The sequence below is a fragment of the Thalassobaculum sp. genome (genome assembly GCF_040219615.1).
Taxonomy (GTDB): Bacteria; Pseudomonadota; Alphaproteobacteria; order Thalassobaculales; family Thalassobaculaceae; genus Thalassobaculum_A.
In genome coordinates this window covers 35,366-61,088 of record NZ_JAVJSE010000008.1, presented here as the reverse complement: position 1 = coordinate 61,088, position 25,723 = coordinate 35,366, and the positions used below count along the sequence as shown (strand labels likewise).

Here is a 25,723-nt window from a genome sequence, read left to right as displayed (position 1 = left end):
TCACATCTTGCGCAGTCGGTTGCTGATCCGCACCGCGATGTTGCCGCTCTTGCGCCCCATCTTGCCGCTGAACAGCGAGACGTTGCCGCAACGCATGTCGATGGTCGAGGTCGGGATGGCGTTAAGCAGAATCCGGCTGCCCGGCTTCAGGTTCAGCACGTCGTTCAGCGACATCACGATCTCGTCCAGCACCGCGTCGAGCTCGACCTCGGTGTTCCACAACTCGTTGGCCAGGTGGGTCTCCCAGATCGAGTCGCGGCCGAACTTCTCGCCCATGAACATCTGCAGCAGCAGTTCGCGCACCGGCTCCAGCGTGGCGTAGGGCAGCATCAGCTCGAGCCGGCCGCCACGGTCCTCCATGTCGATCCGCAGCCGCGCCAGCACCGCCGCGTTGGCCGGCCGGGCGATGGTCGCGAAACGCGGGTTGGTCTCCAGCCGGTCGAACCGGAAGGTGACCGGGCTCAACGGGTCGAAGGCGGCCGACAGGTCGCTCAGCACCACGTTGACCATGCGCTCCACCAGGTTGCGCTCGATCGTGGTGTAGGGCCGGCCCTCGATCCGCATCGCCGCGGTGCCGCGGCGGCCGCCGAGCAGCACGTCCACGATCGAGTAGATCAGCGCGGAGTCGACGACCAGCAGGCCGAAGTTGTCCCATTCCTCGGCCTTGAAGACCGACAGCATGGCGGGCAGCGGGATCGAGTTCAGGTAGTCGCCGAACCGGATCGAGGTGATGTTGTCGAGCGAGACCTCGACGTTGTCGGACGTGAAGTTGCGCAGGCTGGTCGACATCATGCGCACGAGGCGGTCGAACACCACCTCCAGCATCGGAAGGCGTTCGTAGGAGACCAGCGCCGAGTTGACGATCGCATGGATGCCGGAGGTGTCGGAATCGCCGGCGCCGGCCTCGTCGAAGCCCAGCAGGCTGTCGATCTCGTCCTGATTGAGGACCCGTGCGGAACCGACGTCCTCACCGTCGTCGTCCCCCATGGACTCCCATTCAGCCGCGAGATCGTCGTTTGTCGCCATCACAGTCGCCTTATTGGACCAGCATTTCCTTGAACAGCACGTCGCGGACCTTGACCGGACGCGCCGCGATGTTCACCCGGCGCAGCAACTCCTCGCGCAGCCGATACATTCCAGCCGAGCCGTTCAGGTCGTCGACCCGAAGCTCGCGCAGATAGACCTGAAAGTTGTCCACAATGCGGGGAAGCACGTCGTTGATCCGATCGACGTCCTGGGGACTCTCGAGTTCCAGGGCGATCTTAATCTTCAGGAAGGTCGACTTCCGGCCGCTGGTGTTCAGGTTGACGATCAGATCCGGCACCTCGAAGAAGAACGCCCGCTGCGACGAGGGCGGCGGCGGCGGTGCCGGTTGTGCCGCGGCTCCCTCTTCGGCCGGCGGCGGCTCCTGGCCGCCGAACAGGCCGAGCATGAACGCCGCGCCGACCCCGCCGCCGATCAGCACCAGCAGCAGGATCGCGCCGAATATGATCAGCCGCTTGCCGCTGATCCGCTTCTTTTCGGGTCCGTCGCCGACACCTTCGATGTCGTCGAGCGCATCTTCGGCCATTCCAGTCTCCGTCCGTCCCGGCCCGTCGGAACCGTGCCGCCGTGCCGGACCTGCCCCTGCAAGGGCGATGCCGACTCGGTGAATCTTACCGGATCGCCCGCCACTTCGAAAGCGCGCCCGCCGAAGCCGTCCCGGCGGCAGGCCCGAGCCCCCTGGATATGGGCCCGCGGCCCGCGGTGCGATACCCCCATTGCCGGTCGCCGGAAACTTCTGCCGGGCAGTCCGTGCCCGGTCGCCGGCCGCGGCGGCCGGTCCCCGCGGAAGCCGCGGCTCCGGAACTGGCACGCCCCCTGCATGGAGGCTTTCCGGAAACACCGGGCGAACCGGCACGAAGCGTCATCGAGGGTACGGAGCGAGTCATGGACAACCCGATCTACATCGCCCTGTCGCGACAGACCGCACTGCGCCGCCAGATGTCGGTGGTCGCCAACAACGTGGCGAACATGAACACCACCGGCTTCAAGCGCGAGATGATGGTCTACCAAGCGTATTCCGAGAAGGTGCCGTTCACCACCAAGATGGACTTCGTGATCGACCAGGGAACCGCCACCGACCACAAGGCAGGCGGCCTGATGGTCACCAACAACACCTTCGACCTCGCGATCAACGGGCCGGGATACTTCCAGGTCGACGACGGCGAGGCCATCCAGTACACGCGCAACGGCACCTTCACGCTCGACGGCAACAACCGGCTGGTGACCCAGCAGGGCTATGTGGTCATGGACCCCCAGGGCAACCCGATCGTGGTGCCGGGCACCGGCAGCGGCCTCACGATCAGCGAGGACGGTTCGATCCAGATGGACGACCAGCAGGTCGGCCGGGTCGCGGTCTACGAGTTCGACGACCAGCGCGCGCTCAAGAAGACCCGCCACAGCATGTTCCAGACGGACCAGACCCCGAACCCGCCGGAGCGGAGCCGGGTCATGCAGGGCATGGTCGAGAGCTCCAACGTAAGCGGTGTGGCGGAGATGACCCAGCTGATCGAAGTCTCGCGCGCCTACGAGTCGGTCAAGAACATCATCGACCGCGAGGACAAGCGCCAGGAAGCGATGATCCAGAAGTTGGCACGCCCCATGCAAGGCTTCTGATTGAGGCTGCTCCACCGCGGAGCATCGGCCGGGGCGCGAACCCGGACACGGATTGGGAATGCGGGCGCGGCGCGCCGGCGAAGGGAGAATACAATGCAGTCCTTGAGCATCGCGACGACCGGCATGGCAGCCCAGCAGCTCAATGTCGAGGTCATCTCCAACAACATCGCGAACATGAACACCACCGGCTACAAGCGCCAGCGGGCGGAGTTCCAGGACCTGCTCTACCAGGACCAGCGCCGGGTCGGCACCAACTCCTCGGACGCCGGCACCATCGTGCCGTCGGGCATCCAGCTCGGCGTCGGCGTGAAGACCGCCGCGACCTACCGGATCAACGAGCAGGGCGCCCTCACCCTGACCGAGAACAACCTGGACGTCGCGATCCGCGGCGCCGGCTACTTCCAGGTCGAGCTGCCGAACGGCGAGACCGCCTACACCCGCGCCGGCTCGTTCCAGACCAGCCAGGACGGCACGATCGTGACGCCGGACGGCTACACCGTGCTGCCCGGCATCACCCTGCCGGCGGCCACGCTGAACGTGACGATCAACGAGTCCGGCCAGGTCTTCGCCCTGATCGACGGACAGGTGCAGGAGCAGAACGTCGGCCAGATCCAGCTCGCGACGTTCCAGAACGCCGCCGGCCTGGAGAACGTCGGCAACAACCTGCTGTTGGAGTCCGAGGCGTCGGGCGCCGCCACCACCGGCGTGCCGGGCGCCAACGGCTTCGGAAAGATCCAGCAGGGCTTCGTGGAAGCCTCGAACGTCGATCCGGTGCAGGAGATCACCAACCTGATCACCGCACAGCGCGCCTACGAGCTGAACTCGAAGGTCATCGAGACCTCCGACCAGCTGATGTCGACGGTCAACAACATCCGCTGACGCCGACTGACGGAGCCGCCTGAGGCCAGGGAGACACCCGATGAACCGCACCGCCCGCACGATCGCCTCCGCCCTGATCGGAGCCGCCATGCTCGGCACAAGCTGCCTGGCCGGTATCGGCCAGGCGGCGGCCGCCGCCGAAGGGATCCCGTTGATCCTGAAGCAGCGGGTGGTGGTCGGCGGCGACGGGGTCCGGCTCTCGGACCTGTTCGCCAACGTGCCGCCCGAGAGCGACGGCCGGATCGCCGACTCCCCCGCTCCCGGCGACCGGATGGTCTTGGGTGCCCGGCAACTTTTTCACTACGCGAAGTCGTTCGGGCTGATCTGGCGTCCCCGCGACGCGAAGGTCTATTCCGAGATCGTCCGCGACGCGGCGCCGGTGCCGCCCGAACTGATCCGGGAGGCGCTGGCGGATGCGCTGGCGCGCGAGCAGCTCGGCGACGACTTCGACATCCAGCTGTTCAACCGCGACGTCCCGCTGCTCGTCGCCACCGGCGAACGCCCGACACTGCAGGTTCGCAACCTGGTGTTCGACCCGCGCTCGCGCCGGTTCGACGCCGCCATCTCGCTGATCGGCGGCGAGTCCTCGCCGGTGATCGTGAACGGTCGCGTCGAACCGATGGTCAGCGTTCCGGTGCTCCGGACCCACGCCATGCCCGGCGACCTGATCCGCCAGGACGACATCCAGTGGCAGCGGGTCGAGGCCCGTCGGGCCGGGCCGAACACGATCAGCCGGCTCGAAGACCTGATCGGCAACACCCCGCGTCGCCCGATCACCGCGGGCCAGGCGATCCGCACGACCGACGTTCTCCCGAACTACGTCATCGCCAAGGGCGACCTCGTCACGATCGTGCTCAAGGCAGGCACGATGACCCTGACGGCCAGTGCAGAGGCGCTCCAGAAGGGTGCCGTCGGCGAGATCATCCGGGTCCGCAACAACCAGAGCCGCAAGGTGCTGGAGACCCGTGTGATCGGCGCCGACACCGTGACCGTGGCCACCGCCCAGATCGCGTCCATCAACTGACTGCACTCGACGCCCCCCGCGCAAAACGCGCATCAGGAGGATCCAGAACATGACCGCCCGTCGCTCGACCGCTCTCCCGCTCCTCGCAGCCCTCGCCGCCGCGACCGCCCTGTCGGGCTGCGGCGCCGTCGACCGGCTCGCCGGCATCGGCCAGGCCCCGGAGATGTCCCGGATCGAGGATCCGACCCGCAGCGCCGGCTACCAGCCGGTCACCCTGCCGATGCCGGCCCCGGTCGTGGCCACGCGCCAGGCCAACTCGCTGTGGCAGGAAGGCAGCCGGGCGTTCTTCAAGGACCAGCGCGCCAGCGACATCGGCGACATCATCACGGTGGTGGTCACGATCGACGACAGCGCCGCGGTCGACAACAGCACTTCGCGCAGCCGGGCCAACACCGACGCCGCCCAGCTCAACGGGCTGTTCGGCTACGAAGGCAGCCTGACCAGCGTGTTCCCGGAGGCGGTGACCGGCGGCAACCTGCTGAACCTCGGCTCCAACACCAGCAATGTCGGGTCCGGCACGGTCGACCGGACCGAGGCCGTCAACCTCCGGGTCGCCGGCGTGATCACGCAGAAATTGCCGAACGGCAACATGGTCGTCTACGGCCGGCAGGAAGTGCGCGTGAACTTCGAGGTTCGCGAGGTCGTGGTCGGCGGCGTGATCCGCGCGGCCGACATCACCTCGTCCAACACCATCAGCTACGACCAGATGGCCGAGGCGCGGATCTCCTACGGCGGCCGCGGTCAGATCACCGACGTGCAGCAGCCGCGCTACGGCAGCCAGGTGCTCGACGTGATCATGCCGTTCTGATCGGAAACGGGTTCGCCGGCCCCCAAATCTCCCGCGTCTCCCCCCGAGAGGGGCCGGAAACGGGAAGGCCGCCCCTAGGGGCGGCCTTCTTCGTATTCAGTCGAAGCTGCCGGGTCGGCAAAATCCGCCGCCCCGGCCCCCCGCTCAATCGTCGCGGTGGGTACGTTCCATCCGCTCGTGCCGCTCCTGCGCCTCAAGGCTCAGAGTGGCGATCGGACGGGCCTCCAGGCGTTTCAGCCCGATCGGCTCGTCGGTCTCCTCGCAATAGCCATAGGTGCCGTCCTCGATTCGCTTGAGAGCGGCGTTGATCTTGCTGATCAGCTTACGCTCCCGGTCCCTGGTCCGGAGTTCGATCGAATGTTCGGTCTCCAGTGAGGCCCGGTCGGCCATATCGGGTTGCTGCAAGTTCTGTTCGGTGAGATTGCTCAGGGTTTCGTTGGCTTCCCGCACCAGCTCGGCCTTCCAGCGGAGCAGCTTCTGCCGGAAATACTCCAACTGCTGCGGGTTCATGAACTCTTCGTCGTCCGACGGCTTATAGTCCGGCGGCAGGGTCACGCTCATCCCCTTCCTCCACGCGGGCTCGACGGCATTCGGCACGGGAGGGACCTGCACCGAACGGGCGCGGAGTGTAGAGAGCATCCAAGACCGCTTCTACGGGATGAAACCCAAGGAGTTCCGCGCCGCGCGACGGGTTACACGCTTCGCTCAAATTTCGCAAGCTCGACCCGTGCCCGGAGCTCGATCTCGTCGAGAATCTCCTTCAGCTGCGGATCGTCGATTGTCTCGCGTTGCTGACGCATCGCGGTCGCAAGCTCTTGCAGGCGGTCGTGCGGGATGGCGCCGATCAGCAGGCCGTGGCGGATGTCCTCGAGCCGGTCGAGCAACAGGTCGGCCCGCTCCCGAGCCCGCCGTCGCCCTCCCTCGCGGTCCCCGACCTCCTGGACGGACAGCACCGAATCGACCGGCTGCACGCCGCTCGGACCGGCCGCCTGGCCGGCCTCGGCGGTCTCGTCCAGCAGCTTCGAGAACTCGGACCCGCCGGTCTTGCCGGATTTTCCGCTCCGGCGGATACCGCCGATCCCGGTACCTTTGGTAGACTCGACCTTCATGGCGATGAGCGACCTCGGTCGGACGGACTTGGGGCTTGAGCGATGCGAACGCGCATCGGTCTCTTATAGCATGCGTCGCTTCCGGATTCGACGCCACCTTGGGAATCCGTCCCGCGCCGCGGCTGGCACGCTTCTCGCATAAGATCCGACGAGACCGGGGCCACCCGGCAACATCGACCGCGGGGACCACGATCATGACGACGGGACGCTGGATGCGAAGACTGGCTACGGCAACGGCCTTTCTGATCGCGCTGGCCTTCGGGGCCGGCACCGCCGGCGCGCAGACCCGGATCAAGGACATCGTCGACTTCGAAGGCGTGCGCGAGAACCTGCTGATCGGATACGGCCTGGTCGTCGGCCTGAACGGCACCGGCGACGACATCGGCAGCGCGATCTTCACCCGAGAGAGCCTGGTCGGCATGCTGGAGCGGCTCGGCGTCAACGCCCGCGACGACGATCTGGAAACCGACAACGTGGCGGCGGTGATGGTAACCGCGATCCTGCCCGCCTTCCCGACCCAGGGCACCCGCATCGACGTTACCGTCTCGGCCATCGGCGACGCCGACAGCCTGCTCGGCGGCCAGTTGCTGGTCACCCCCCTGGTCGGTGCCGACGGCGAGGTGTACGCGGTCGCCCAGGGCCCGGTGGCGGTCAGCGGCTTCTCGGCCCAGGGCGCCGCCGCCAGCGTCACCCGCGGGGTCCCGACCGCCGGACGGATCGCCAACGGCGCCATCGTCGAGCGCGAGATCAACTTCTCGCTGAATCAGATGGAGACCGTGCGGATCGCCCTGCGCAACCCGGACTTCACGACCTCGCGCCGGATCGCCCAGGCGATCAACGCCTTCGTCGGCGGCCCGATCGCCCAGCCGACCGATCCGGGCACCGTGCGCATGCTGGTTCCCGACTCCTACCGCAACAACGCGGTGGCCCTGATCACCGACATCGAGCAGCTGCGCGTCACCCCCGATGCCATCGCCAAGGTCGTCATCGACGAGCAGACCGGGGTGATCGTGATGGGCGAGAACGTCCGCATCAACACCGTGGCGATCGCCCAGGGCAACCTGACGATCCGCATCACCGAGACCCCACAGGTCAGCCAGCCGCAGCCGTTCGCACAGACCGGCGAGACCGTCACGGTTCCGCGCACGCAGATCGAGATCGACGACGACAAGGACAAGAAGCTGACCGTGCTTCCCCGGCAGGTCACGCTGCAGGAACTGGTCAACGGCCTGAACGCCCTCGGCGTCGGACCGCGCGACATGATCTCGATCCTGCAGGCGATCAAGGCGGCCGGGGCCCTGCAGGCCGAACTCGAAGTCCTCTAGGCGGGAGAAGACCGATGACCGAGAACACCTTCGCCTCCCTCCCCGACGTCGGCAATCTGGGCCTGGCCCGCACCGAAGGCCTCGCGCAGCGCCAGAGCGACGCCCTGAAGGCGGCCGCGGCAGCCGGCGACAAGACTGCGGTCCGCCGCAGCGCCGAGAAGTTCGAGGGCCAGTTCCTCTCGCAGATGCTCACGCACATGTTCAAGGGCGTCGACACCGAAGGCATGTTCGGCGGGGGCCAGGCCGAGGGCATGTGGCGCGACTTCTATATCGAGGAAGTCGGCAACGTCATCGCCCGGCGCGGCGGCATCGGCGTCGCCGATGCGATCGAACGCGAACTGCTTCAGCTCCAGGAGGTTTCCGCATGAATCCGCGTGACGTGGTCAAGTTGTTCGTCGAGTCCATGACCCAACTCATGGCGGTCATGCGGCACGAGATCGAACTGGTGAAGGCCCGCGAGTTCGGCCAGCTCGAGGGCGTCCAGCGCCGCAAGCTCCAGCTCGCCAAGACCTACGACGAGCATCAGACCAAGCTCCGCAAGAACCTCTCGGTGCTGGACGCGCTCAGCGCCGAGGAACGCGGCGACCTGCGGAAGCTCTATGCCGCCTTCCGGGAGACCCTGTCCGACAACATGCTGGCGCTGAAGTCGGCCCACGACGCCGCCGACCGCGTCATCAAGATGGTGATCTCCGGAGTCAAGAAGTCGCGCGGCGTCACCGGCCCGGACGTGAATCCGAGCAAGCCGGTGCGCGGATACGCCGCCTACGGCAGCGCCGGCGTCGGCGCGGCGGGGTTCAACCGGACTCTATGACCGCCTCGGCGGGGCGGGTTGGCCGTCAGATGAACAGCCCGTCGAGATAGCGTGCGTTGTCCGGCGCCAGTTCGCGAACCTTCGCGGCCTCGGTCCGGGCGGCGTCGAGGTTCCCCAGGACCCGATGAACCCGGGCCAGCGCATAGTGCCCGTCCACACTCTGGTCGTTGCTCTCGATCGCCCGATCGGCGGTCGCCTTCGCCTGCTCGATGTCGCCCGCCTCGAGCTGCACGAGAGCCAGCCCGCCGAGCAGCGCCGAATCTCCCGGATTGAGAGCGAGCGCGGTGTCGAACGCGGCGCGCGCCTCGTCGAGCCGCCCGAGCTGGGTCAGGACCGAGCCGAGCTTGCCGTGGATGCCGGCGACCTCGGGCGTGACCTCGAGCCCGGTGCGGTAGCATCGCTCGGCATCCTCCAGGGCCCCGAGGACGACGAAGATGTCACCGAGCTGATACATCGCCTCGGTATTCGTCGGATTGAGTTCGACCGCCCGGATCAGCAGATCGGCGGCTTCGTGGGCGGCTCCCCGCTCGTTCGCCAGCACCCCTGCCCATGTCAGGATCCGGTCGTTGTCCGGATCGTATTTCAGGGACGCCGCGAGGGCCTCCGCCGCACCGTCGAGATCGTCGAGGCCACGCAACGCGATCCCGAGATTGAAATACGCCTCGGAATAGGTCGGGTCGATCGCCAGCGCCTTGCGAAACAGCTCGACGGCCCCGGCCAGGTTGTCCTCGCGCAGCAGGACGACGCCCAGATGGTTCGAATAGGCCGGCTTGTCGGGGTCGACCTCCAGGGCCGCGTTCAGGAGTGTCCGCGCACCATCGAGCTCGCCGTGCTGAAGGCACAGGAGGCCGGCGAGATGCAACGCCTGCTCATGCTGCGGATCTTGCTCCAGGATCTTCAGGTAGAGGTCGCGGGCCTGTTCGACCTCGTCGGCCTCCTGATGCTGGATCGCCGCGACCAGCAGGTCGTGAAGCGGATCGCCGGGATTCATCGAACAGGCCTCCGCCAACTCTTGTTAATCACTCGACCGACCCTACCACATATGGGCGGGCCATGTGAATCCGGTTCCCGGCGTGGCAGGAAAGATGGAATCGCTGGGAAACGAGGGTCAAGCGACCAGGTCGACTTGCTCACCGTCCGACGGCGCGCCCGCGCCCGACGCCGCCGCCGAGTTGGCGTCCGGCTGGTCTACGGCGCCCTCGCCCGATCGTGGAAACGGCGCCAGGCCGTCGGTCGCGGCGGCGCCGGGTTCGCCGTCCCCCGCCGCGGATCGCGGTGACAGGACGAACGGCTTTGCGGTGGGATCCTGGCGATAGCGCTCCACCACCGTCTCCGGGGGGAACTGCCGGACCACGTCGCCGGAGCCGCTGTCACGAACCTGGAAGATCACGGTCAGCGACCGCGAATCGAACCGCAGGACAGGGCTGATGTAGAATTCAGTCTCGGACCCGGCTCCTGCCGGCGACGCGGGCGCCGGATCCGGGGCCTCGCCGTCGCGTGCACCAAGCCCCTGAGTGGCCTGGACCGCCGGAAATCGTGTGTCGATCTGCACAACGACCCCCATTCTGGAGATAGAGCTCTACTTCGTAGACTACTCCAACACCAGCCTATGCCGTTTGCCGCGTCACGTCCAGCACAAACGGCCACGCCTGCCCCCGGGGGGCAGCGATGGCCTGGAAGAATCGCGGCCGGAATGGTCGCGAGGCGGATCCCGAGGGCCCGATGCCTATAGGTAGCGGGTCAGGCTCAGGCCGCGAAGCACCGAGGTCGTCTGGAACGACGCCTCGAGCTGTGCCTGCAGGGTCTGGAACGTGCTCACCGCCTCATAGGGGTCGATCTCTTCGATATCCAGGATCTGCGTCTCCAGCAGCGTCAGGCTGTCCTGATGCGCGTCCTTGCGGGAGACCATCTGCGCACCGATGACACCGTTCTGGCCGACCATGTCGTTGATCAGCTCGAAGGCGGCCTCGACCTTGCCGATGCCCCAGTTCACCAATTGCTCGTAGTTGGCGTCGTCGCCGGTCTGGAAGTTCGCATTGGCGAATGCATAGAGAACCTCGAAGACCTCCTCGAACGCGTCGTCGTTCGCCAGTTCGCCGAAGGTGACGTCGACCCCCTCGTCGATCCGCGCCTGCAGCGACCCCGGCGCCGGGGTCGTCACGTTGTTCCAGTTCGTGTCGGTGCCGAAGAAGGTCGTGACCGCCGCGGTGACACCGGCGAAGCCGCCGGACAGTGCCGGCTGGACGTAGGCCGCCTTGGTCGTCGCCGAGTTGATCATCGGCTGGGTATCGGTGTCGGTGCCGTTGAACAGGTATTTCCCGTCGGCGGTCTGGTTCAGCAGGTTGGTGAGCTGGTCGATCGCCGCATTCGCGAAGGTCTGCAGCGCCAGGGCGGAGTTGTCGTACAGACCCTCGACCTGCTCGTAGAGCTTCTTGCGCAGATCCTGCGTGATGTCGGTGAAGGTGACCAGCGACGCGTCGATGGTCTTGGTCTTCACCTGGGTGTTGGTGATGGTGTCGACATAGGAGTCGACGCTGGTCCGCTGCTCCTTGAGGGTGATCAGCAGCCGAACGTCCTGTCCCTTGAAGCCGCTGTAGACCTGCGACAGCTTGCCGGTCGAGATCTGCAGCTGGGCGTCGGCGATCTTCCTCTGGATCGAGGTGATCGAATTGTCGATCCGCAGGTTCTGGGTGATGGTCGAGATACGCATGGCGTCCTGTCCCGTTAAGCCTTACCGAACCACGCTCAGGAGTTCGTCGAGTGCCTGCTGTACCGAGCTGAGAACCCGGGCCGAAGCGGCGAACGCGGCCTCGAGCTGGATCAGGCTGGCGAGTTCCTCGTCGAGGTTCACGCCGCTCTCGTCGTTCAGGCGCTCCTCCAGCAGGCCACGAACCTGGTCCTGGAAGTTGAGCTGGCTGTCGTAGTCGGCGGCCTGATTGGCCTGGTAGCTGATGAACTCGGCGGAGAACTCCTCGAGCGTCGACGAGGTCGTGTTGAGCCCGGTCACCGCGACATAGGCCTGCTTGGTGTCGAACATGTTGATGATGGCCAGCGGCAGCGAAGAGTCGCTCGCCCCCGACGACGTGAAGGTGCCGCCGATGCCGTCGCGCAGATCCGCGCCGACCAGCGTGCTGCGCACCTGGATCACCGCCGAGAATCCGGCCGACGCGCCCGGAATGGCGTCGGCGGCATCGGTGAACAGGTCGAGGTCGGCCGTGTTCGCGCCGACGGTCAGGGCGTCGAACTGCTGCGCCAGCTCGAAGGCCAGCGAGTCGAGCTGGTCCTGGGCGCGCGGCATCAGGGTGTCGCGGATCTCCACCAGGCCGGACAGGGTACCGCCGGAGAACGAGCTGGTGACGGCGAACGGCGTCAGGAACCCGTTGTCCAGCAGCACATCGTTGACCGCCGAGCCGGCCGCCACGACGTTCGACGCCGTGAAGGTCAGCGTCACCGCCTCCTGGTCGAGCAGGAACTGGCTGTCGCCGGTCAGGATCGCGATCCGGCCGTCCGGGCGCTCGAAGCTCTTGATGTCCATCTGCTCCGAGAGCTTCTGGATCCAAACGTCGCGCTGATCCTCGAGATCGGCCGTCGACTCGCCGAGCGTCTTGCGCGCACCGATCTCGTTGTTGAGGGACTCGATGTTCTGCAGCGCCTCGTTGACGATCTCGACCGAGTCGGCGATCCGCTGGTCGGCCTCGGCCCGCAGCGCCTGGATGCTGCTCGACAGGCCGTTGAGGGCGAGCGCCACCTCCTCGGCGGCGCGGATTACGTCGTTCTGGGCGGTCGACTGGTCCGGGTTGGTGGCCAGTGCCTGAAAGGCCTTCTTCAGCTCGGTGATCTTCGAGGAGACCGAGCTGTTGTCTTCCGGGCGCCCGAAGTCCAGCTCCAGGCGCGACAGGAAATCCTCGATGATGGTCAGCTTCTCGACCACCGAGGTCTGCTCGCGCACGTCGCGCTGCAGCTGGGCGTTGACGTTGCGGGTGACCTCCTCGACCTTCACCGCGCCGGCACGGCCGTCGATGACCCGGGTGGAGTTCGTCTGAACCTTGCGGGTGTAGCCCTCGACGCTGGCGTTCGCGATGTTGCGCGATGCGACGTCGATGGCGGACTGCGTCGCGATCAGACCGCTTCGGGCGGAAGAGATGGCGTTGAACAGTGACATCGACGTTCCTCAGTTCCGGCGCCGCGGGTTCCGACAGGGGACTACGGGCCTCCGAAGATTTACATGCAAGAATTCGGCCAACGCCCGGCGCCGACCGGCCCTCCGCATGTCAGCCGGCCATCGCCGCGGGCTCCGGCTTGAGCCCCGCCATGATCTGGCGGTTGATCAGGATCAGGTCGTCCAGCGGCGCGTCGGTGTCGATCACCAGGCGCGTCTCGCGCATCACCCACAGCGCCAGGCTGGCGATGCCGGCCTTCAGCTCGCGCGGCAGACCGTTGTCCGGATGATTGAGATCGGCCAGGAAGACGGTCCAGACCTTCTCGTTCTTCAGGATCGCGTTGAGCTTCTCCTGCAGGCTGACAACCCCGTCGCGCGCCCTGATCAACGCGCCGGTGACCTGGGCAAGCAGCCGGTATTCGAGGTCGCGGCCGTTCTGGACGGCCGTCGCCCCCTGCGCCTTGCGATATGCGTTGTAGCCCTGCATTCAGTCATCCTCCGCTTCCGTCGCCGGCAGCCGTTCCGGATCCCCCGGGGGTCGCCGAAGACGCGTCGCCGGTCCTTACTGGAACAGGCCGAGCAGGATCTGCGGGGACTGGTTGGCAATGCCCAGCACCTGCACGCCGAGCTGCTGCCGGACCTGCAAGGCGGTAAGGCGTGCCGACTCCCGCGCCATGTCGGCGTCGACGATGTTCCCGAGGCCTTCCTCGGTGGCGTCGGTGATTTCCTCGAGGAACGCGGTCTGCAGCTCGAGCGCCCGCGCTTCCGCGCCGAGCGAGCCGAGGGCCGTGTTGACGACCGACTGCAGGTCCGAGAACTGGGTGGCGAGCACCGCCTGGGCGCTGGAGGCGCTGCCGAGCGACACCGCCGCGAGCGAGCCCACCTGGGTGCGCAGGTCCTGCGCCGTCAGGGTCAGCGTGCCGCCGTTGATGTTGGACAGGGTGTTGACGTTGGGGCTGGCGCCCGTGGTGTCCAGCAGGTTGACGCCGTTGAACACCGCGTTGTCGATGAAGTTGGCGGCCTGCGACAGCAGCTGCTGGAAGTCACTCGACAGGATCGCGCGCTGGGTCGTGGTGATGCCCTCGTTCGACAGCTCCGTCAGCTTCTGGCGGACGGTCTGAAGAAGGTCGGAGATGCTGGTGGTACCGGCGATCGCGACCTTGGCGATACCCTTGGCGTTGTTCAGGCCCTGGACCACCGCGCCGAGCGCCTTGATGTCGCCGCGGATGCCCTGGGCAATCGCGAAGTTCGAGGCATCGTCGATGGCGCCGGTTACCTTCAGACCGGTCGACACCCGGTTCTGGGTGGTCGCGAGGGTGCGGTTGGTGCGCTCGAGGTTGCGGAGCGCGATCAGGGCCTCGGGGTTCGTGAGGATTGAGTTGTTCGCCATGATGCCAGTCCTTCGCCAACGTTCTATTGACCTGACCCGGTTTCTTCTACGTCGCCTGCTGTTCGTTCGGTCGACGCCGGTAGAGGTCGCTCGGAGCAGATGACGCAAGCGCCGGGCCAGCTTTCTGAAGTCGTAATAGATTGATTTTAATTATGTATTTTTCGCACCCCCGGAGGTCGGCCGGACGACCGGAGCGGTCGACGGCAGGAATTGCCGGTCTTCGCTGGCAAAATCCGCCTATCCCGCAGGACGGCGCCGGGCACCGGAGGCGGGCCCGGGACCGGATCGACAATCTTCGACCCGGAGGGTTAGATTGGATGAACCCACCTTCGTCCAGACATCGTCGATGAACCTCAACGGCATCGCTGAGATCGCTTTGAAGCGTGGCCTGGGGCTGCAGCGATCGGGCGGAACGTCAGGCGAGGTCCAGGCGTGGTTCCGCCTGGCGGCCTGTGCGGCACCCGACGACGCCCGGGTGACGCCGTTCGCGATCGCCGGGGGACCGAAGGACCAGCTCGCGGCCTGCCGCCGGATCCTCTGCACCGATCCGGCCGCCCCGGCGGTGCTCGAGAGGAGCGGGTCGATCCTGACCCAGGGAGGCGCGCCCGCCGCCGGCGACCGGTATTTCCGGAAGGCGCTGCTGGTCGAGCCCGGGAACACGGTTCAGGCGGCCTTCGCCGTCGCAAACCTGCTGATGCAGCAGGGCCACCCGCGGATCGCCTACCCGTTTGCCTGGCTGGCGGCGCAACATGCACCGGGCAATCTCGGGGTCGTCGTGCTGTTCGCCACGATCGCCTCGGCCTCGGGCCGACACGGAACCGCCGCCACGGCGTTTGCCCAGGCGGCCCGGACGGACCCGGCGAACGTCGCGGCGACGGTCTCCGCCGCCGCGGCCGCATGGCGGGACGGTCGTACCGGCGCAACCGTGCGGTTCGCGAGGCGCGCCCTGCTGCTGACGGCGAGCCACGCCGAGGCCATGGCCCTTCTGGTCGGGGCCAGCGGCGATGCCGGGCCCGGCCCGGACGCGACCGCCTGGTCGTCCCGCCTGGTGGCTGCCGCCCCGGCCGCCGCCGCGTCCTGGGTATCCCGCGCGGAGGCGCGTCTAAGGGCGAGCGACCGAGGAGCCGCGTTCCGGGACGCCATGCGCGGCCTGTTGCTCGAACCGTCGACCCAGTACGCCGCGCGGTTCCTGGTGCAGGCCGGCCTGCCCCTGGCCCGGTTCGGGACCGTCCGGAGGGTCGCCCGGCACGCATTGCTGTCGCACCGTCGCGATCCGGAGCTGTCCTACCATCTGGCCCAGGCCGAGAAGGCCGTGGGGGACCTGGGTCTTGGCTGGGACATCGAGGCCCGGCGCGACAGCTGGCCGCGCTTTCACCGGGTCGCGGGCCTGCCGCCGCGACTGCCCGACGTCGCCCGCCCGGACGCCGCCCTGACGGACGACGGGCTGCTGGTCGCGTCCGAGCAGGGTCTCGGCGACGAGCTGCTATTCCTTTCCTGCCTGCCGGATCTGCTGGCGGAATGCCGCTCGCCGATCGTCGAGGCCGACGCCCGGCTGCATCCCCTCCTGCAGCGGTCGTTTCCAGGCCTGCGCCTGATCGAGCGCCAGGCCCGCCGGCAAGGCGACCGGGTGCTGTTCGACTACACGGAGGTGGTCCGCGCGCTCGCGCCGAAGGCCTATGTCTTTTCCGGCGACCTGGCGGCGCGCTATCGCCGCGACCGCGACCGCCCGGCGCCGCGGGGCGGCTATCTGACGCCGGATCCGCTGAAGCGCGCCGAATGGACCCGGCGCCTCGACCGGGTCCGCGACGGCGCCCGGCTCACCGTCGGGATCTCCTGGAGCAGCATCCACCGGACCAGGGCGCGCGCGCTGTACAACTCCTCCCTCGAGGCGATGCTGGCGCTGTTCGAAGTGCCGGGAACGAAGTTCGTTTGCCTGCAGTACACCGACTGCCGCGAGGAGCTCGCGGCGTTCAGGCAGGCTTACGGCATCGACATCTGGCGGCCGGCGGAGCTCGACCAGCGCGAGGATCTCGACGGGACGGCCGCCCTGATGTCGGCGCTCGACCTGGTGATCAGCACGGATACCAGCGCGTGCATGCTGGCAGCCGCGGTCGGCGCGCCGACCATCCGCCTGGGATCGAGCATCTACCGGATCCTGGACGACCGGGACATGTTCTTCGCCAACCTGAGGCCGATGATCGGGCGGCAGGAGGCGACGAACCTGCCGCTGGCCATCCAGCGGGCGGCCGCCATGCTGCGCGAGACGGTTGCCGGACCCGGATGACCCGGGTCGGGACAAGCACAGAGCGATCGCCCCCTGCGCCGCCCCGAGTGTCCGCCGCCCGCGCACGGTGCGACGTCGGAAACCCCACGCCCCCCCGGGCTTGGCTCGTGTACCATATTCACTGATTCGGATCGGCATTTCGCTGGCCTCGCGGGTCGACGGCCCGGACCGATACCGCAGGAGACCGGGCATGAGGCAGTTCGAGGCCGGATCGATCGACCTGGACGGGAAGAGCATTCTGGTCACCGGCGGGACCGGGTCGTTCGGCAGGCAGTTCGTCCGCACCGTGCTGGAACGCTACAAGCTCCGGCGGTGCATCGTCTTCTCGCGCGACGAGCAGAAGCAGTTCGAGATGGGCCAGGAGTTCGTCCAGGCGCCGTCCCACGAAATCCGGTACTTCATCGGCGATGTCCGCGACGTCGACCGGCTCGAGATGGCCATGCGCGGCGTCGACTTCGTGATCCACGCCGCGGCGATCAAGCATGTCCCCACGGCCGAGTACAACCCGTTCGAGTGCGTGCGGACGAACATCTATGGCGCCCAGAACGTGGTACGGGCGGCGATGCGCGCCGGCGTGCGCAAGGTCGTCGCGCTGTCGACCGACAAGGCCGCCAACCCGATCAACCTGTACGGCGCGAGCAAGCTCGCCTCCGACAAGATCTTCGTCGCCGCCAACAACATGGCGGGCCGCGACGGCTGCCGGTTCTCGGTGGTCCGCTACGGCAACGTCATCGGCTCGCGCGGCAGCGTGATCCCGTTCTTCCGGCAGCTGGTCGCCGGCAATGCCGACCACCTGCCGATCACCGACGAACGCATGACCCGGTTCTGGATCACGTTGCAGCAGGGCGTCGACTTTGTCCTCTCCTCGCTCGGCATGATGCACGGGGCCGAGATCTTCGTGCCGAAGATCCCGTCGATGCGCGTGGTCGACATCGCCCGGCACCTGGCGCCGGGCGTGCCGCTGAAGGTCGTCGGCATCCGCCCCGGCGAGAAGCTGCACGAGGTCATGATCACCGAGGACGACGCCCGCGACACCATCGACATCGGCGACCGCTACGTCCTGCTGCCGACCCTCCTCGACGGGCCCGCGAAGAGCTGGATCAAGCCGGACACCCGCTACGTCGAGAGCGGGTTCTCCTACCGCAGCGACAACAATCCGGAGTTTCTCGACGATGCCGCTCTCGCCGACCTTCTGGCGACGACGCCAATGTGATCGGCCCGCCGGCGATGCTACCATGGCGGCGGTCGTCGACCGTCGCCGTGCCGGGCGGACACGGTTCCGGGCTGTTCCGCGGTCGTGACACGACGGAGTGCCGATGCTCAGAAGCCGTCCCCGATACTAGATGGAAACCGCGGTTGTCGTCGGAGCGGGACTGAAGGCGATCGTCGCCGCGAGAATGCTGGTGGCTCGCGGTCGCCGCGTGATCCTGGTCGACTCCGCGAAGCGGCTCGGCGGTGTGCATACCTCGATTCCCTGGGATGGCTTCCGACTCGATCTGGGCTGCCATCTGTTCGGCAACGAGGACGATGCCAGCACCGAGTTGCTCCTCGACCTGATGGACGGAGCGGCGCAACCGATCACGCCCCGCATCGCATCGGTGTTCCGGGGCGTGCGGACCGACGGGATCGAGTATCCGGACTTCGCCCACGGCGATCGCGGCGAAGCCGCAGCGGCACTCCTGGGGTTGCTGGACTGCGCCGCAGCCCGCGCCGGGGAGGTGCCGGCGACGCCGGATCCCGCGGTCTCCCTGCACGACTACCTGGTGTCCCGCTTCGGAGCCGCCGCGGCGGCCCTGGTCGAGAAGGCTTGCGGCAAGATGCTGCTGGCGCCGGCCGCCGATCTGTCGGCAGCTTCGTTCTCCGCCCTGCCGGCGCGCCGGCTGAAGCTGACCGGCGACGGCACGGCAGAGCTGCTGAAGCGGCTGCCGGCGCTCGACGCCGTGCTGCTTCGGTCGAACGCCGACGATCCGATGCGCTATCTGAAGAGCCGGGCGAGTGGTTTTCCCGCCCGTGCGCTCTATCCGACGGCCGGAGGCATGGGCGGCTTCGCCGAGACCGCGGCCCGCCGGCTTCGGGATCTCGGCGTCGAACTCAGGCTCGGTGTCGACGTGGCCGGTCTGGCGCAGCCCGGCGCGACCGTGCGGATCCGGATCGAAGACGGAACGCAGATCGATGCGGAATTGGTGGTCTGGACCGCCGGGGCCAGCCGGCTGGCCGCAGCCCTGGGGGATGACGCCGATCGGCTGGCGGCGGCGATCCATCCGGTCCCGATGGTGCTGCACTATTTCGACGTCCCGGAGACGGCGGCCGGCCCGTATCACTGGGTTCACGACTTCGACGACGGCGACATGGTCTTCCGGGCCTCCGTGCCTTCCCTGTTCGGCCCGGACACGGCGCCGCCCGGGCGGCACTACGTCTGCGCAGAGATCCCGACCGCCCTCGGATCGGCGGCGTACCGGAACCCCGAGGCCTGTGCCGGCGACGCCTGGACCGAGGTCGTCCGCCTGGGCGTGGCCACCGGCCCCCTGCCGGATCGTCGAAAGTCGATCGCCGTCGGCGCCTCGTACCGGTTTCCGACCACGGCGTTTCCCGCGGCATTCGCCGGCGTGTCGGACCGGCTGGCGAATATGCAGGCGGTCCTGTCATCGGACGAGTTCGAGTTCGGCAAATCGGCTAGTGTCCGAAGCATCGAGCGGTTGCTCGCACGGGCCGGAACCTAGGAACTGTCCAATGACCGAGTACACGACCCGGCCGGACGGACGTTTTGGATATCGCGTCCTGGATCCCATGCCGACCCGCGAGGAACTCGAGACGTTCTACCGCGAGACCTACTACCGCCTGATCGACGAGGGCCGCAGGGCCGCCGACATCGGCCGGTCGCGACGGGGCGGTCCGGAGGCCGACGACCAGGCCCGCTGGCTGGCCGAGACGGTGCATCGCGACATCGCCGACACGATCGCCGCGCACACCCCCGGGCGCCGGGTGGTCGAGGTCGGTTGCGGACTCGGCGACCTGATGGTCAGCCTGCGCGGTGCCGGTTTCGAGCCGACCGGGGTCGATCTGGCGGAATCGGCCGTCGAGGCGGTCCGTGCCAAGGGCCTGACGGTCCATCGCGGCGCCTTCACCGACCTGGTCGACGACGGCATCCTCCCACCCGACAGTGTCGACGCCGTTCTGTTCGTCAACATGCTGGAACAGACCTTCGACCCGGTCGCGAACCTGTTGGCCGCCGAACGCATCCTGGTCCCCGGCGGCGTCGCGATCGTCCGGTCGGGGAACGACTTCAACCCGCTCCAGGAGGCCGCGGTCGCCGGCCTGGACATGAAGCGGTGGTGGATCTCTGGCCCGGAGCACATCAACTACCTGTCGTTCGACGCCGTGGAGGCGATGATGGGCGAAACCGGCCTCGAGCCGGTCGACCGCCTGGGCGATTTCCCGATGGAACTGTTCCTCCTGCTCGGGTTTCCCTACATCGGCGACGGTGCGCTCGGGGCCGAGTGCCATCGCCGGAGGGTCGCGTTCGAGCGGCTCCTGCCGACCGAGGTCCGCCGGAGTCTGTACCGGGCGCTGGCGCAGGCCGGGATGGGGCGATGCCTGCTGGTCACGGGCCGCAAGCCGCCGGTCACGCCGGCATGACGGTTCTCGTCGTCATGCAGCCGACCTTTCTTCCCTGGGCCGGCTTCTTCGACCTGATCGATCAGGCGGCGAACTTCGTTCACCTGGATACCGTCCAGTTCTCGCGGCAGAGCTGGCAGCAGCGCAACCGGATCAAGACCGCGGCCGGGCTGACGTGGTTGAGCCTGCCGGTCGACGCGTCCTGGACCCGGCGAACCAGGATCGTCGATGCCAGGGTCGGGCCGGTCGGCAGGATCAAGAAGTGGCGGGCCACCCTGGCACAGGCCTATGCCGGCGGTGCCGGCATCGAGACCGACCTGCCCTGGATCGACGCCTGGCTCGACTCCCTGCGCGAGGGCGACTCCCTGGCCGACCGGAACATCGAGTTCATCGACCGGGTCTGCGACCGCCTGCAGATCACGACCCCGCGGTTCCGGGCCAGCGACCTCGCCGTCAGCGATGGCCCTCGCGCGACGCGGCTGATCGATCTCTGCCGGGCGTTCTCGGCCAACGTCTACCTCTCGCCGCCCGGCGCCGGCGGGTACCTGCAGGCCCATGTGACCGCCTTCAGGGAGGCCGGGATCGAGCTCGTCTTCCAGCGCTATGCGCATCCCCTGTACCGGCAGCGCCACGGCGAGTTCCGTTCGCATGCGTCGGTTCTCGACCTGCTGCTCAACGAGGGCGACCGCGCTGCGGAGATCTTCCGCTCCGGACGATGCGCGCCGATCCCTGCCGACGAATTTTTCGGGACCGCGAGGACGGACGATGCCGCCGAAGAACCCTCAGATTGAGAGCTGGACCGGAGAGTTCGGCGACGCCTACACCGCCCGCAACGCCGCGAGCGAGGAGCAGGTCCGGATCCGCCTGAAGGCACTGGTCGAGATCTTCCGCCTGATCGACGGCGACCCGCCGCTTCGTATCCTCGAATGCGGCTGCAATATCGGTCTCAACACCCGGGCGATGCGACGCTTCACCGATGCCGAGCTGTTCGCCATCGAGCCCAACGCCACCGCCCGCGCGGTCCTGGGCGACCAGGGCGTGCTCGACGGCGACCACCTCAAGGACGCGGTCGTGCAGTCCCTGCCGTTCCCCGACCGGTCGATGGATCTGGTGTTCACCTCGGGCGTGCTGATCCATGTTCATCCCGACGACCTGCCCGCGGCCCTCGACGAGATGGTCCGGGTGAGTTCGAAATACCTGATGATGATCGAGTATTTCAGCCAGTCCCCGCAGTCGATCCCGTATCGCGGGCGCGACGACCTGCTGTGGAAGCGCGACTTCGGGAGCGACCTGCTGGACCGCCATCCGGGCCTGGTGCCGCTCGGCAGCGGTTTCTTCTGGCGTCGGATCACCGGCTTCGACGATGCGACCTGGTGGCTGTTCCGCAAGCCCTGACGGCCGCGTCAGGGGGCGTGGGGGTTGGGCGTCTGGCGGACGTCGCGATTGATCGACACCCAGTCCGGATGCGCCGCCAGCAAGGCCAGGACGTCGCGCCAGCCGAACGTCGGATCGGCCGGGACCAGGGCTTCCAGGATCCGGCGGAGCAGCTCGTAGTCGGCCGGCTCGTCGAGTGTCCAGCGGTGGTCGGACAGCGCTTCCGGACAGCGGATGTTCCGGATCCGGAAGCGCTCCGGGTGGCGGTAGATGAACGGCGTGACGTGCTCGCGGTCGAACCCGTCGACCGCTTCCGCCGCCGCCAGGCGCAGGGCGCCGATCGTCATGACCTCGACGTCGAGCCCGGCCGGCCAGGTCGGCTCGAGCCCGTTCGAGACGTAGTCCAGGTCAGCCGAGGCCTGCAGGAGCGCGACGGCGTCGTCGATCAGGACCGGGTCGATCAGCGGGCAATCCCCGGTGAGCCGGACCACCAGGCTCGGGGCTACGGTCTCCGCCGCCCGCGCGAACCGGTCGAGGACATCGTCCTCTGCGCCCCGGAACACCGCCACGCCCTCGCGTTCGGCAAGCGCGACGATGCGGTCGTCGGTCGCATTCACGGTCGTGGCCACGCAGATCCGGTCGACCCGGCGCGCCCGGCGGACCCGGTCGATCTGATGCGCCAGCATCTCCCGGCCGGCGGCCTGCAACAGGACCTTGCCCGGCAGTCTCGTCGAGGTCGTCCGGGCCTGGATCAGCGCAGCGACCGTCATGGCCGCACCTGCCGCCCCCCGACATGACGCCTACGCCGCCACGCCATGCTCAGCGTCCGTCCGGGTCGAGCAGGTCGGCCATTCGCGACGCCATGCGGCCGGCCCCGGCACCGTCGACCAGACGCTGCCCGGCCTCGCTCATATGCCGGCGGGTCTCGGCATCGGCCGCGAGCTCGACGATCGTCCGGGTCAGCCTGTCCGGGTCGAGCCCGTCCAACGGCCCCAGGTCGACCGCGGCCCCCTCGACGGCCAGGGCGCTTGCCGTGCCGCGCTCGCCGCGGTTCTGCGATCCCAGGATCATGGGCGTCCCGAGCGCCGCCAGTTCCCAGATCGTGGAGCCGGCGGCCGAGATCGCCAGGTCGGCGGATGACAGGACAGGCGCCATGCTCCGGACGTCGTGCAAGACGGTGGCCGGTACCGGCAGACCGGCCGCCAAGTCGACCAGATCCTGCACGGCCGGGTTGGCGGCCCCCACCACCAGCACGATCTCAATGTCGCCGCCGAGTTGCCGGACGGCCCGGGCCGCCGATTCCAGGGCCATCGCGCTCCGTCCGGTCGGGTCCGCTCCGCCCATGAGAATCAGGATCCGGGCGATGCGGGTCGCCGTGACCCGGGGCGCCGGATCCGCGAACTCCGGGCGCAGCAGGGACCAGCGCGGGCCGAGGCAGAGATCGGCCGAGGTCTTGCCCTCGTACAGCGCCGGGCTGGCATAGGCGTTCTGGTTCAGGATCAGCGCACAGGGATAGCGCGGCCGCCAGCCGTGATCGTCGATCACGACCAGCGGGACGCCCGTCGCCGCCAACTGGTCGAGGTCGGAATCCGGCAGATGCTGACCGTCGAGCACCACGACGTCGGCTCCGGCCGCCATGTCCGGCGCGGACCGGCCGGCCGCCGCCTCCACGGAGACGCCGAGTTCCTCGTATCGTTGCCGGATCGCGCCGGGGATCGCCGCGGAAATCAGGCGTGCCCGACCGCCGGCGCGCTGCCAGGCGTCCGCCAGGGCCAGGCATCGCATGAGGTGTCCGGTGCCGATCTCGCTGTCGCCGTCGGCCCGGATCGCCAGCGTTCGCCCGACGAGGCGCCGGTCTTTCAAGCCGCACTCCGGAAGCATGCCCCGCCGCGCACCGCGCTCATGCCGCCGCGATCCTTTCGCGCAGAAGGCGCGCGGCCGCCTCGGCCGCCGGTCCGGCCTCGAACGGCGCGTCCCGCTTCAGGGTCGGCCAGACGTTCGAGAAGAAGAAGTCGCGGCCGTCGGAGATGCGATTGAAGCTCTGCGCAACGCGGATCGTGGGTGTCCCGACCGCCGCGGCGAAGGCGCAGTTGGCGGTGCGTGCCGCCACCACCACGTCGAACGCCGCGAGCAACGCCAGCAGGTCGTCGATGTCGTTCCAGAGATCGATGCCCGGCAGCCGCTGCACCTCGACGCCCTCGCGCTCGCGCAGCAGGTCGAGTTCGGGCTGAACGTCGCCATGCATCAGGTTGACGAACGCACAGCCCGGAGTCCGGAACACCGGCGCCCAGTCGAGGATGCCGGCGTGATGCCGGGCCCGGTACTTCGTCATCAGGGCGCTGCGCCAGACCACGCCGACCGCGCGGTCCGGCCGGAGCCGCGCCAGCTCCGCCCGCCAGTGCGCCACCCGCTCCGGGTCCGCCTGGAGGTAGCCGCCCTGGGGGGTCGGACGGTCCCGGTCGCGGCGGAAGAACCTCGGCAGGCTGCCGGCGAAGACGGCCTGCCGCAGTCCATGGCGCGCAGTCGCCTCGGCGTAGTCGAAGAATTGCCCGCGCGCGTCCCCCGGCACCAGCTGGCGCGGGATGACGGCGATATCGGGAAAGCTGCGCGACACCGCCGTGACGATCCGCTGATCGACCTCCACCACCAGCGGTACCCGCACCTGCCGCCGGAGGTCGGGAAGGCAGCTCAGGAAGATCAGTTCGTCGCCGACGCCCTGTTCGGAAGCGATCAGCAGCGGACCGGTCTCGGTTCCCGGTCCCTGCCAGAGCGGCGGCAGCGACAGCCGCGGCCGGAACATCGATCGGCCGACCCGGCTCTCATACAGCTCCCAGGCATGCGCAAGGTCGCCGGAGACGAACTCGACCTCGGCCAGGGCATAGGCGATGTCGGCGTTTCCCGGATGGGCGGCGAGCCCGTGCCGGGCGGCGGCGCGCGCCAGAGCCGGCCGGTTGCACTGAAAGGCCGCCGCTGCGAGGGTCTGCAGGCCGGCTTCGAGTGACGGGTCGAGCAGCAGCGCCCGCCTCGCCGCCCTCACGGCGCCGGCCGGCTGCGAATCGCGATAGAGCTCGACGCCGGCATTGGCCCGCAGGCGCGCGGACAGCGGGTTCAACGCCAGCGCGCGCAGCGCCCACGACGCCAGCGCCCCGTCCTCGAACAGCGGCGCGCCGGCGCCGATCAGATTGCCGTAGAGCTCGTAGGCTGCCGGCGTCGCGACGATGCCGGCGCGCACGGCGTCGTAGGCCCGCGCATTGTCGCCGGTGCCGACCAGGGCCAGGGCGAGTTGCAGGCAGACTTCGGGATTGGCCGGCTGCGCCCGCCGCGCCCGCTCGAGATCGCGCGCCGCGTCCTCGAAGCGACCCAGGGCATTGTAGGCGGCACCGCGGCGCACCACGGCATCGAACGAGTTCGGTTGCGCCGCCAGCACACGGCGTGCCCATTCCAGGGCCCGATCCGGCGAGCCTTCGTCCTGCAGCATTGCCGCCAGATTGACGCCCGGCTCGGCGATCCCCGGCTCCGCCAGGGCTGCGCGGCGAAAGCTTCCGACGGCCGAGCGACGGTCGCCCAGCGCCCGCTGCACCGCGCCCAACCGGTTGCGGGTCGCCGCCGACAGCGGCCGCAGGCGGGTCGATGCCGACAGCATCGTCAGCGCAGCCCGGTTGTCGCCGAGCTGGTGGCGGGCGGTTCCATAGTAGTCGAGGACGTCGGGGTGCCTGGGGAGTTGTCGGTGCAGCCGCTCATACAGCTGGATGGCTTCGGTCAGCCGGCCGGCCTGATGCAGCCCGATCGCCGCGTTGAACGTCCTGAGCAGGTCGGCCGCACGATCTCCACCGGCGCCCATCCGGCCCGCCCGCCCTAGGCAGGCTGTTCCGGAACCGCCGTCTGCGGATCCGAGGCGCCCTCTTCCCGACCGGCGAGGTTCGGGTTCAGGCCCCGCATGATTGCCCGGTTGACCGCAATCAGCGCGTCGATGTCGCCCTCACCCGACGACACCATCCCGGTCTCGCGGGTGACCCAGATACCGAGGCTGACGATGGCCGCCCGCAACTCCCGCGGCAGCATGTTGCCCTCGGTGCCGACGTCCTCGACGAAGGCGTCCCAGACCTGGTTGTTCCAGTTCAACGCGTCCATGATCTGCGCCATGCGTCGCGGATCACGGTCGCTCCGCTCCCGGAGGTCCTTGGCCGTCAGAAGCGCCGCGGTCACCTGCGCAAGCAGGCGGTACTCCACGTCGCGAGGCGACGCGGTCTGCCTGATCGTGCGCTTATAGGCGTCATACTGGGACAT

The 25,723-nt window shown here is 68.3% G+C and carries 27 protein-coding genes; 13 read left to right on the top strand and 14 right to left on the bottom strand.

Translation table 11 applies throughout. The features are described 5' to 3' along the window. Positions 1-1,026, bottom strand: a complete 1,026-nt coding sequence (gene fliM / locus RIC31_RS03355; RefSeq protein WP_350103160.1) for a flagellar motor switch protein FliM — start codon at positions 1,024-1,026, stop codon at positions 1-3. Between the two features lie 10 nt (positions 1,027-1,036). Further along, positions 1,037-1,570, bottom strand: a complete 534-nt coding sequence (locus RIC31_RS03350; protein ID WP_350103159.1) for a flagellar basal body-associated FliL family protein — start codon at positions 1,568-1,570, stop codon at positions 1,037-1,039. Between the two features lie 359 nt (positions 1,571-1,929). Here RIC31_RS03350 and flgF point away from each other — a divergent pair, with 359 nt between their 5' ends. The 4 genes from flgF to flgH all read left to right on the top strand — a co-directional run bounded on the left by flgF (position 1,930) and on the right by flgH (position 5,369). Then, complete coding sequence (gene flgF / locus RIC31_RS03345; RefSeq protein ID WP_350103158.1) at positions 1,930-2,658, top strand: flagellar basal-body rod protein FlgF; 729 nt, start codon at positions 1,930-1,932, stop codon at positions 2,656-2,658. A gap of 93 nt (positions 2,659-2,751) precedes the next feature. Further along, a complete protein-coding gene (gene flgG, locus RIC31_RS03340; RefSeq protein WP_350103157.1) occupies positions 2,752-3,537 on the top strand; it encodes a flagellar basal-body rod protein FlgG in 786 nt (261 codons plus the stop codon). A 40-nt stretch (positions 3,538-3,577) separates the two neighbouring features. Further along, complete coding sequence (gene flgA, locus RIC31_RS03335; protein ID WP_350103156.1) at positions 3,578-4,561, top strand: flagellar basal body P-ring formation chaperone FlgA; 984 nt, start codon at positions 3,578-3,580, stop codon at positions 4,559-4,561. 49 nt (positions 4,562-4,610) lie between these two features. Beyond that, the gene (flgH, locus tag RIC31_RS03330; RefSeq protein ID WP_350103155.1) at positions 4,611-5,369 is read left to right on the top strand and encodes a flagellar basal body L-ring protein FlgH; all 759 of its coding nucleotides are present in this window, start codon (positions 4,611-4,613) and stop codon (positions 5,367-5,369) included. Positions 5,370-5,513: 144 nt separating this feature from the next. Here the strand turns inward: flgH and dksA are convergent, their stop codons facing one another. Continuing rightward, complete coding sequence (gene dksA, locus RIC31_RS03325; protein WP_350103154.1) at positions 5,514-5,930, bottom strand: RNA polymerase-binding protein DksA; 417 nt, start codon at positions 5,928-5,930, stop codon at positions 5,514-5,516. 131 nt (positions 5,931-6,061) lie between these two features. Next, positions 6,062-6,478: a flagellar assembly protein FliX gene (locus RIC31_RS03320; protein WP_350103153.1), complete on the bottom strand. Its 417-nt coding sequence runs from the start codon at positions 6,476-6,478 to the stop codon at positions 6,062-6,064. 194 nt (positions 6,479-6,672) lie between these two features. Here RIC31_RS03320 and RIC31_RS03315 point away from each other — a divergent pair, with 194 nt between their 5' ends. From RIC31_RS03315 to RIC31_RS03305, 3 genes are read left to right on the top strand one after another with little or no spacing between them, the layout of a single operon-like run. Continuing rightward, positions 6,673-7,803 carry a flagellar basal body P-ring protein FlgI gene (locus RIC31_RS03315; protein WP_350103152.1) on the top strand — a complete coding sequence of 377 codons (1,131 nt, stop codon included), beginning with the start codon at positions 6,673-6,675 and terminating at the stop codon, positions 7,801-7,803. Between the two features lie 14 nt (positions 7,804-7,817). Continuing rightward, positions 7,818-8,171 carry a rod-binding protein gene (locus tag RIC31_RS03310; RefSeq protein WP_350103151.1) on the top strand — a complete coding sequence of 118 codons (354 nt, stop codon included), beginning with the start codon at positions 7,818-7,820 and terminating at the stop codon, positions 8,169-8,171. Then, a complete protein-coding gene (locus RIC31_RS03305; RefSeq protein WP_350103150.1) occupies positions 8,168-8,614 on the top strand; it encodes a hypothetical protein in 447 nt (148 codons plus the stop codon). The genes RIC31_RS03310 and RIC31_RS03305 overlap by 4 nt, the downstream gene beginning before the upstream one ends. Before the next feature lie 25 nt (positions 8,615-8,639). Here RIC31_RS03305 and RIC31_RS03300 read toward each other — a convergent pair whose 3' ends face one another. The 6 genes from RIC31_RS03300 to RIC31_RS03275 all read right to left on the bottom strand — a co-directional run bounded on the left by RIC31_RS03300 (position 8,640) and on the right by RIC31_RS03275 (position 14,163). Continuing rightward, a complete protein-coding gene (locus RIC31_RS03300) occupies positions 8,640-9,605 on the bottom strand; it encodes a tetratricopeptide repeat protein (protein ID WP_350103149.1) in 966 nt (321 codons plus the stop codon). A 117-nt stretch (positions 9,606-9,722) separates the two neighbouring features. Beyond that, positions 9,723-10,166, bottom strand: coding sequence for a hypothetical protein (locus RIC31_RS03295; RefSeq protein WP_350103148.1), 444 nt, complete (start codon positions 10,164-10,166; stop codon positions 9,723-9,725). A 174-nt stretch (positions 10,167-10,340) separates the two neighbouring features. Beyond that, positions 10,341-11,324, bottom strand: coding sequence for a flagellin (locus tag RIC31_RS03290; protein ID WP_350103147.1), 984 nt, complete (start codon positions 11,322-11,324; stop codon positions 10,341-10,343). A 21-nt stretch (positions 11,325-11,345) separates the two neighbouring features. Further along, positions 11,346-12,776 carry a flagellar hook-associated protein FlgK gene (flgK, locus tag RIC31_RS03285; RefSeq protein WP_350103146.1) on the bottom strand — a complete coding sequence of 477 codons (1,431 nt, stop codon included), beginning with the start codon at positions 12,774-12,776 and terminating at the stop codon, positions 11,346-11,348. A gap of 109 nt (positions 12,777-12,885) precedes the next feature. Next, positions 12,886-13,260, bottom strand: coding sequence for a flagellar biosynthesis regulator FlaF (flaF, locus tag RIC31_RS03280; protein ID WP_350103145.1), 375 nt, complete (start codon positions 13,258-13,260; stop codon positions 12,886-12,888). A 75-nt stretch (positions 13,261-13,335) separates the two neighbouring features. Next, entirely contained in the window at positions 13,336-14,163 is an 828-nt protein-coding gene (locus tag RIC31_RS03275) for a flagellin (RefSeq protein ID WP_350103144.1), read from the bottom strand. Between the two features lie 313 nt (positions 14,164-14,476). Between RIC31_RS03275 and RIC31_RS03270 the strand changes: the two genes are divergently transcribed. The 6 genes from RIC31_RS03270 (at position 14,477) to RIC31_RS03245 (ending at position 21,457) form a co-directional block, all read left to right on the top strand. Further along, complete coding sequence (locus RIC31_RS03270; RefSeq protein WP_350103143.1) at positions 14,477-16,447, top strand: tetratricopeptide repeat protein; 1,971 nt, start codon at positions 14,477-14,479, stop codon at positions 16,445-16,447. 190 nt (positions 16,448-16,637) lie between these two features. Further along, entirely contained in the window at positions 16,638-17,660 is a 1,023-nt protein-coding gene (gene pseB / locus RIC31_RS03265; protein ID WP_350103142.1) for a UDP-N-acetylglucosamine 4,6-dehydratase (inverting), read from the top strand. Between the two features lie 130 nt (positions 17,661-17,790). After that, positions 17,791-19,167, top strand: coding sequence for an FAD-dependent oxidoreductase (locus RIC31_RS03260; protein WP_350103141.1), 1,377 nt, complete (start codon positions 17,791-17,793; stop codon positions 19,165-19,167). A gap of 10 nt (positions 19,168-19,177) precedes the next feature. Next, positions 19,178-20,083, top strand: a complete 906-nt coding sequence (locus tag RIC31_RS03255) for a class I SAM-dependent methyltransferase (protein WP_350103140.1) — start codon at positions 19,178-19,180, stop codon at positions 20,081-20,083. After that, positions 20,080-20,853, top strand: a complete 774-nt coding sequence (locus tag RIC31_RS03250) for a WbqC family protein (protein ID WP_350103139.1) — start codon at positions 20,080-20,082, stop codon at positions 20,851-20,853. Before RIC31_RS03255 ends, RIC31_RS03250 begins: the two co-directional genes overlap by 4 nt. After that, complete coding sequence (locus RIC31_RS03245; protein ID WP_350103138.1) at positions 20,828-21,457, top strand: pseudaminic acid biosynthesis-associated methylase; 630 nt, start codon at positions 20,828-20,830, stop codon at positions 21,455-21,457. Before RIC31_RS03250 ends, RIC31_RS03245 begins: the two co-directional genes overlap by 26 nt. A gap of 8 nt (positions 21,458-21,465) precedes the next feature. On the opposite strand, the gene RIC31_RS03240 is transcribed toward RIC31_RS03245, so the two are convergent. The 4 genes from RIC31_RS03240 to flaF (RIC31_RS03225) are packed head-to-tail and all read right to left on the bottom strand — an operon-like array spanning position 21,466 to position 25,723. Beyond that, positions 21,466-22,206 carry a cytidylyltransferase domain-containing protein gene (locus RIC31_RS03240; protein WP_350103137.1) on the bottom strand — a complete coding sequence of 247 codons (741 nt, stop codon included), beginning with the start codon at positions 22,204-22,206 and terminating at the stop codon, positions 21,466-21,468. Between the two features lie 49 nt (positions 22,207-22,255). After that, positions 22,256-23,299, bottom strand: a complete 1,044-nt coding sequence (gene pseG, locus RIC31_RS03235) for a UDP-2,4-diacetamido-2,4,6-trideoxy-beta-L-altropyranose hydrolase (RefSeq protein ID WP_350103136.1) — start codon at positions 23,297-23,299, stop codon at positions 22,256-22,258. 37 nt (positions 23,300-23,336) lie between these two features. Further along, complete coding sequence (locus RIC31_RS03230) at positions 23,337-25,277, bottom strand: tetratricopeptide repeat protein (protein ID WP_350103135.1); 1,941 nt, start codon at positions 25,275-25,277, stop codon at positions 23,337-23,339. 14 nt (positions 25,278-25,291) lie between these two features. Then, complete coding sequence (gene flaF / locus RIC31_RS03225) at positions 25,292-25,723, bottom strand: flagellar biosynthesis regulator FlaF (protein WP_350103134.1); 432 nt, start codon at positions 25,721-25,723, stop codon at positions 25,292-25,294.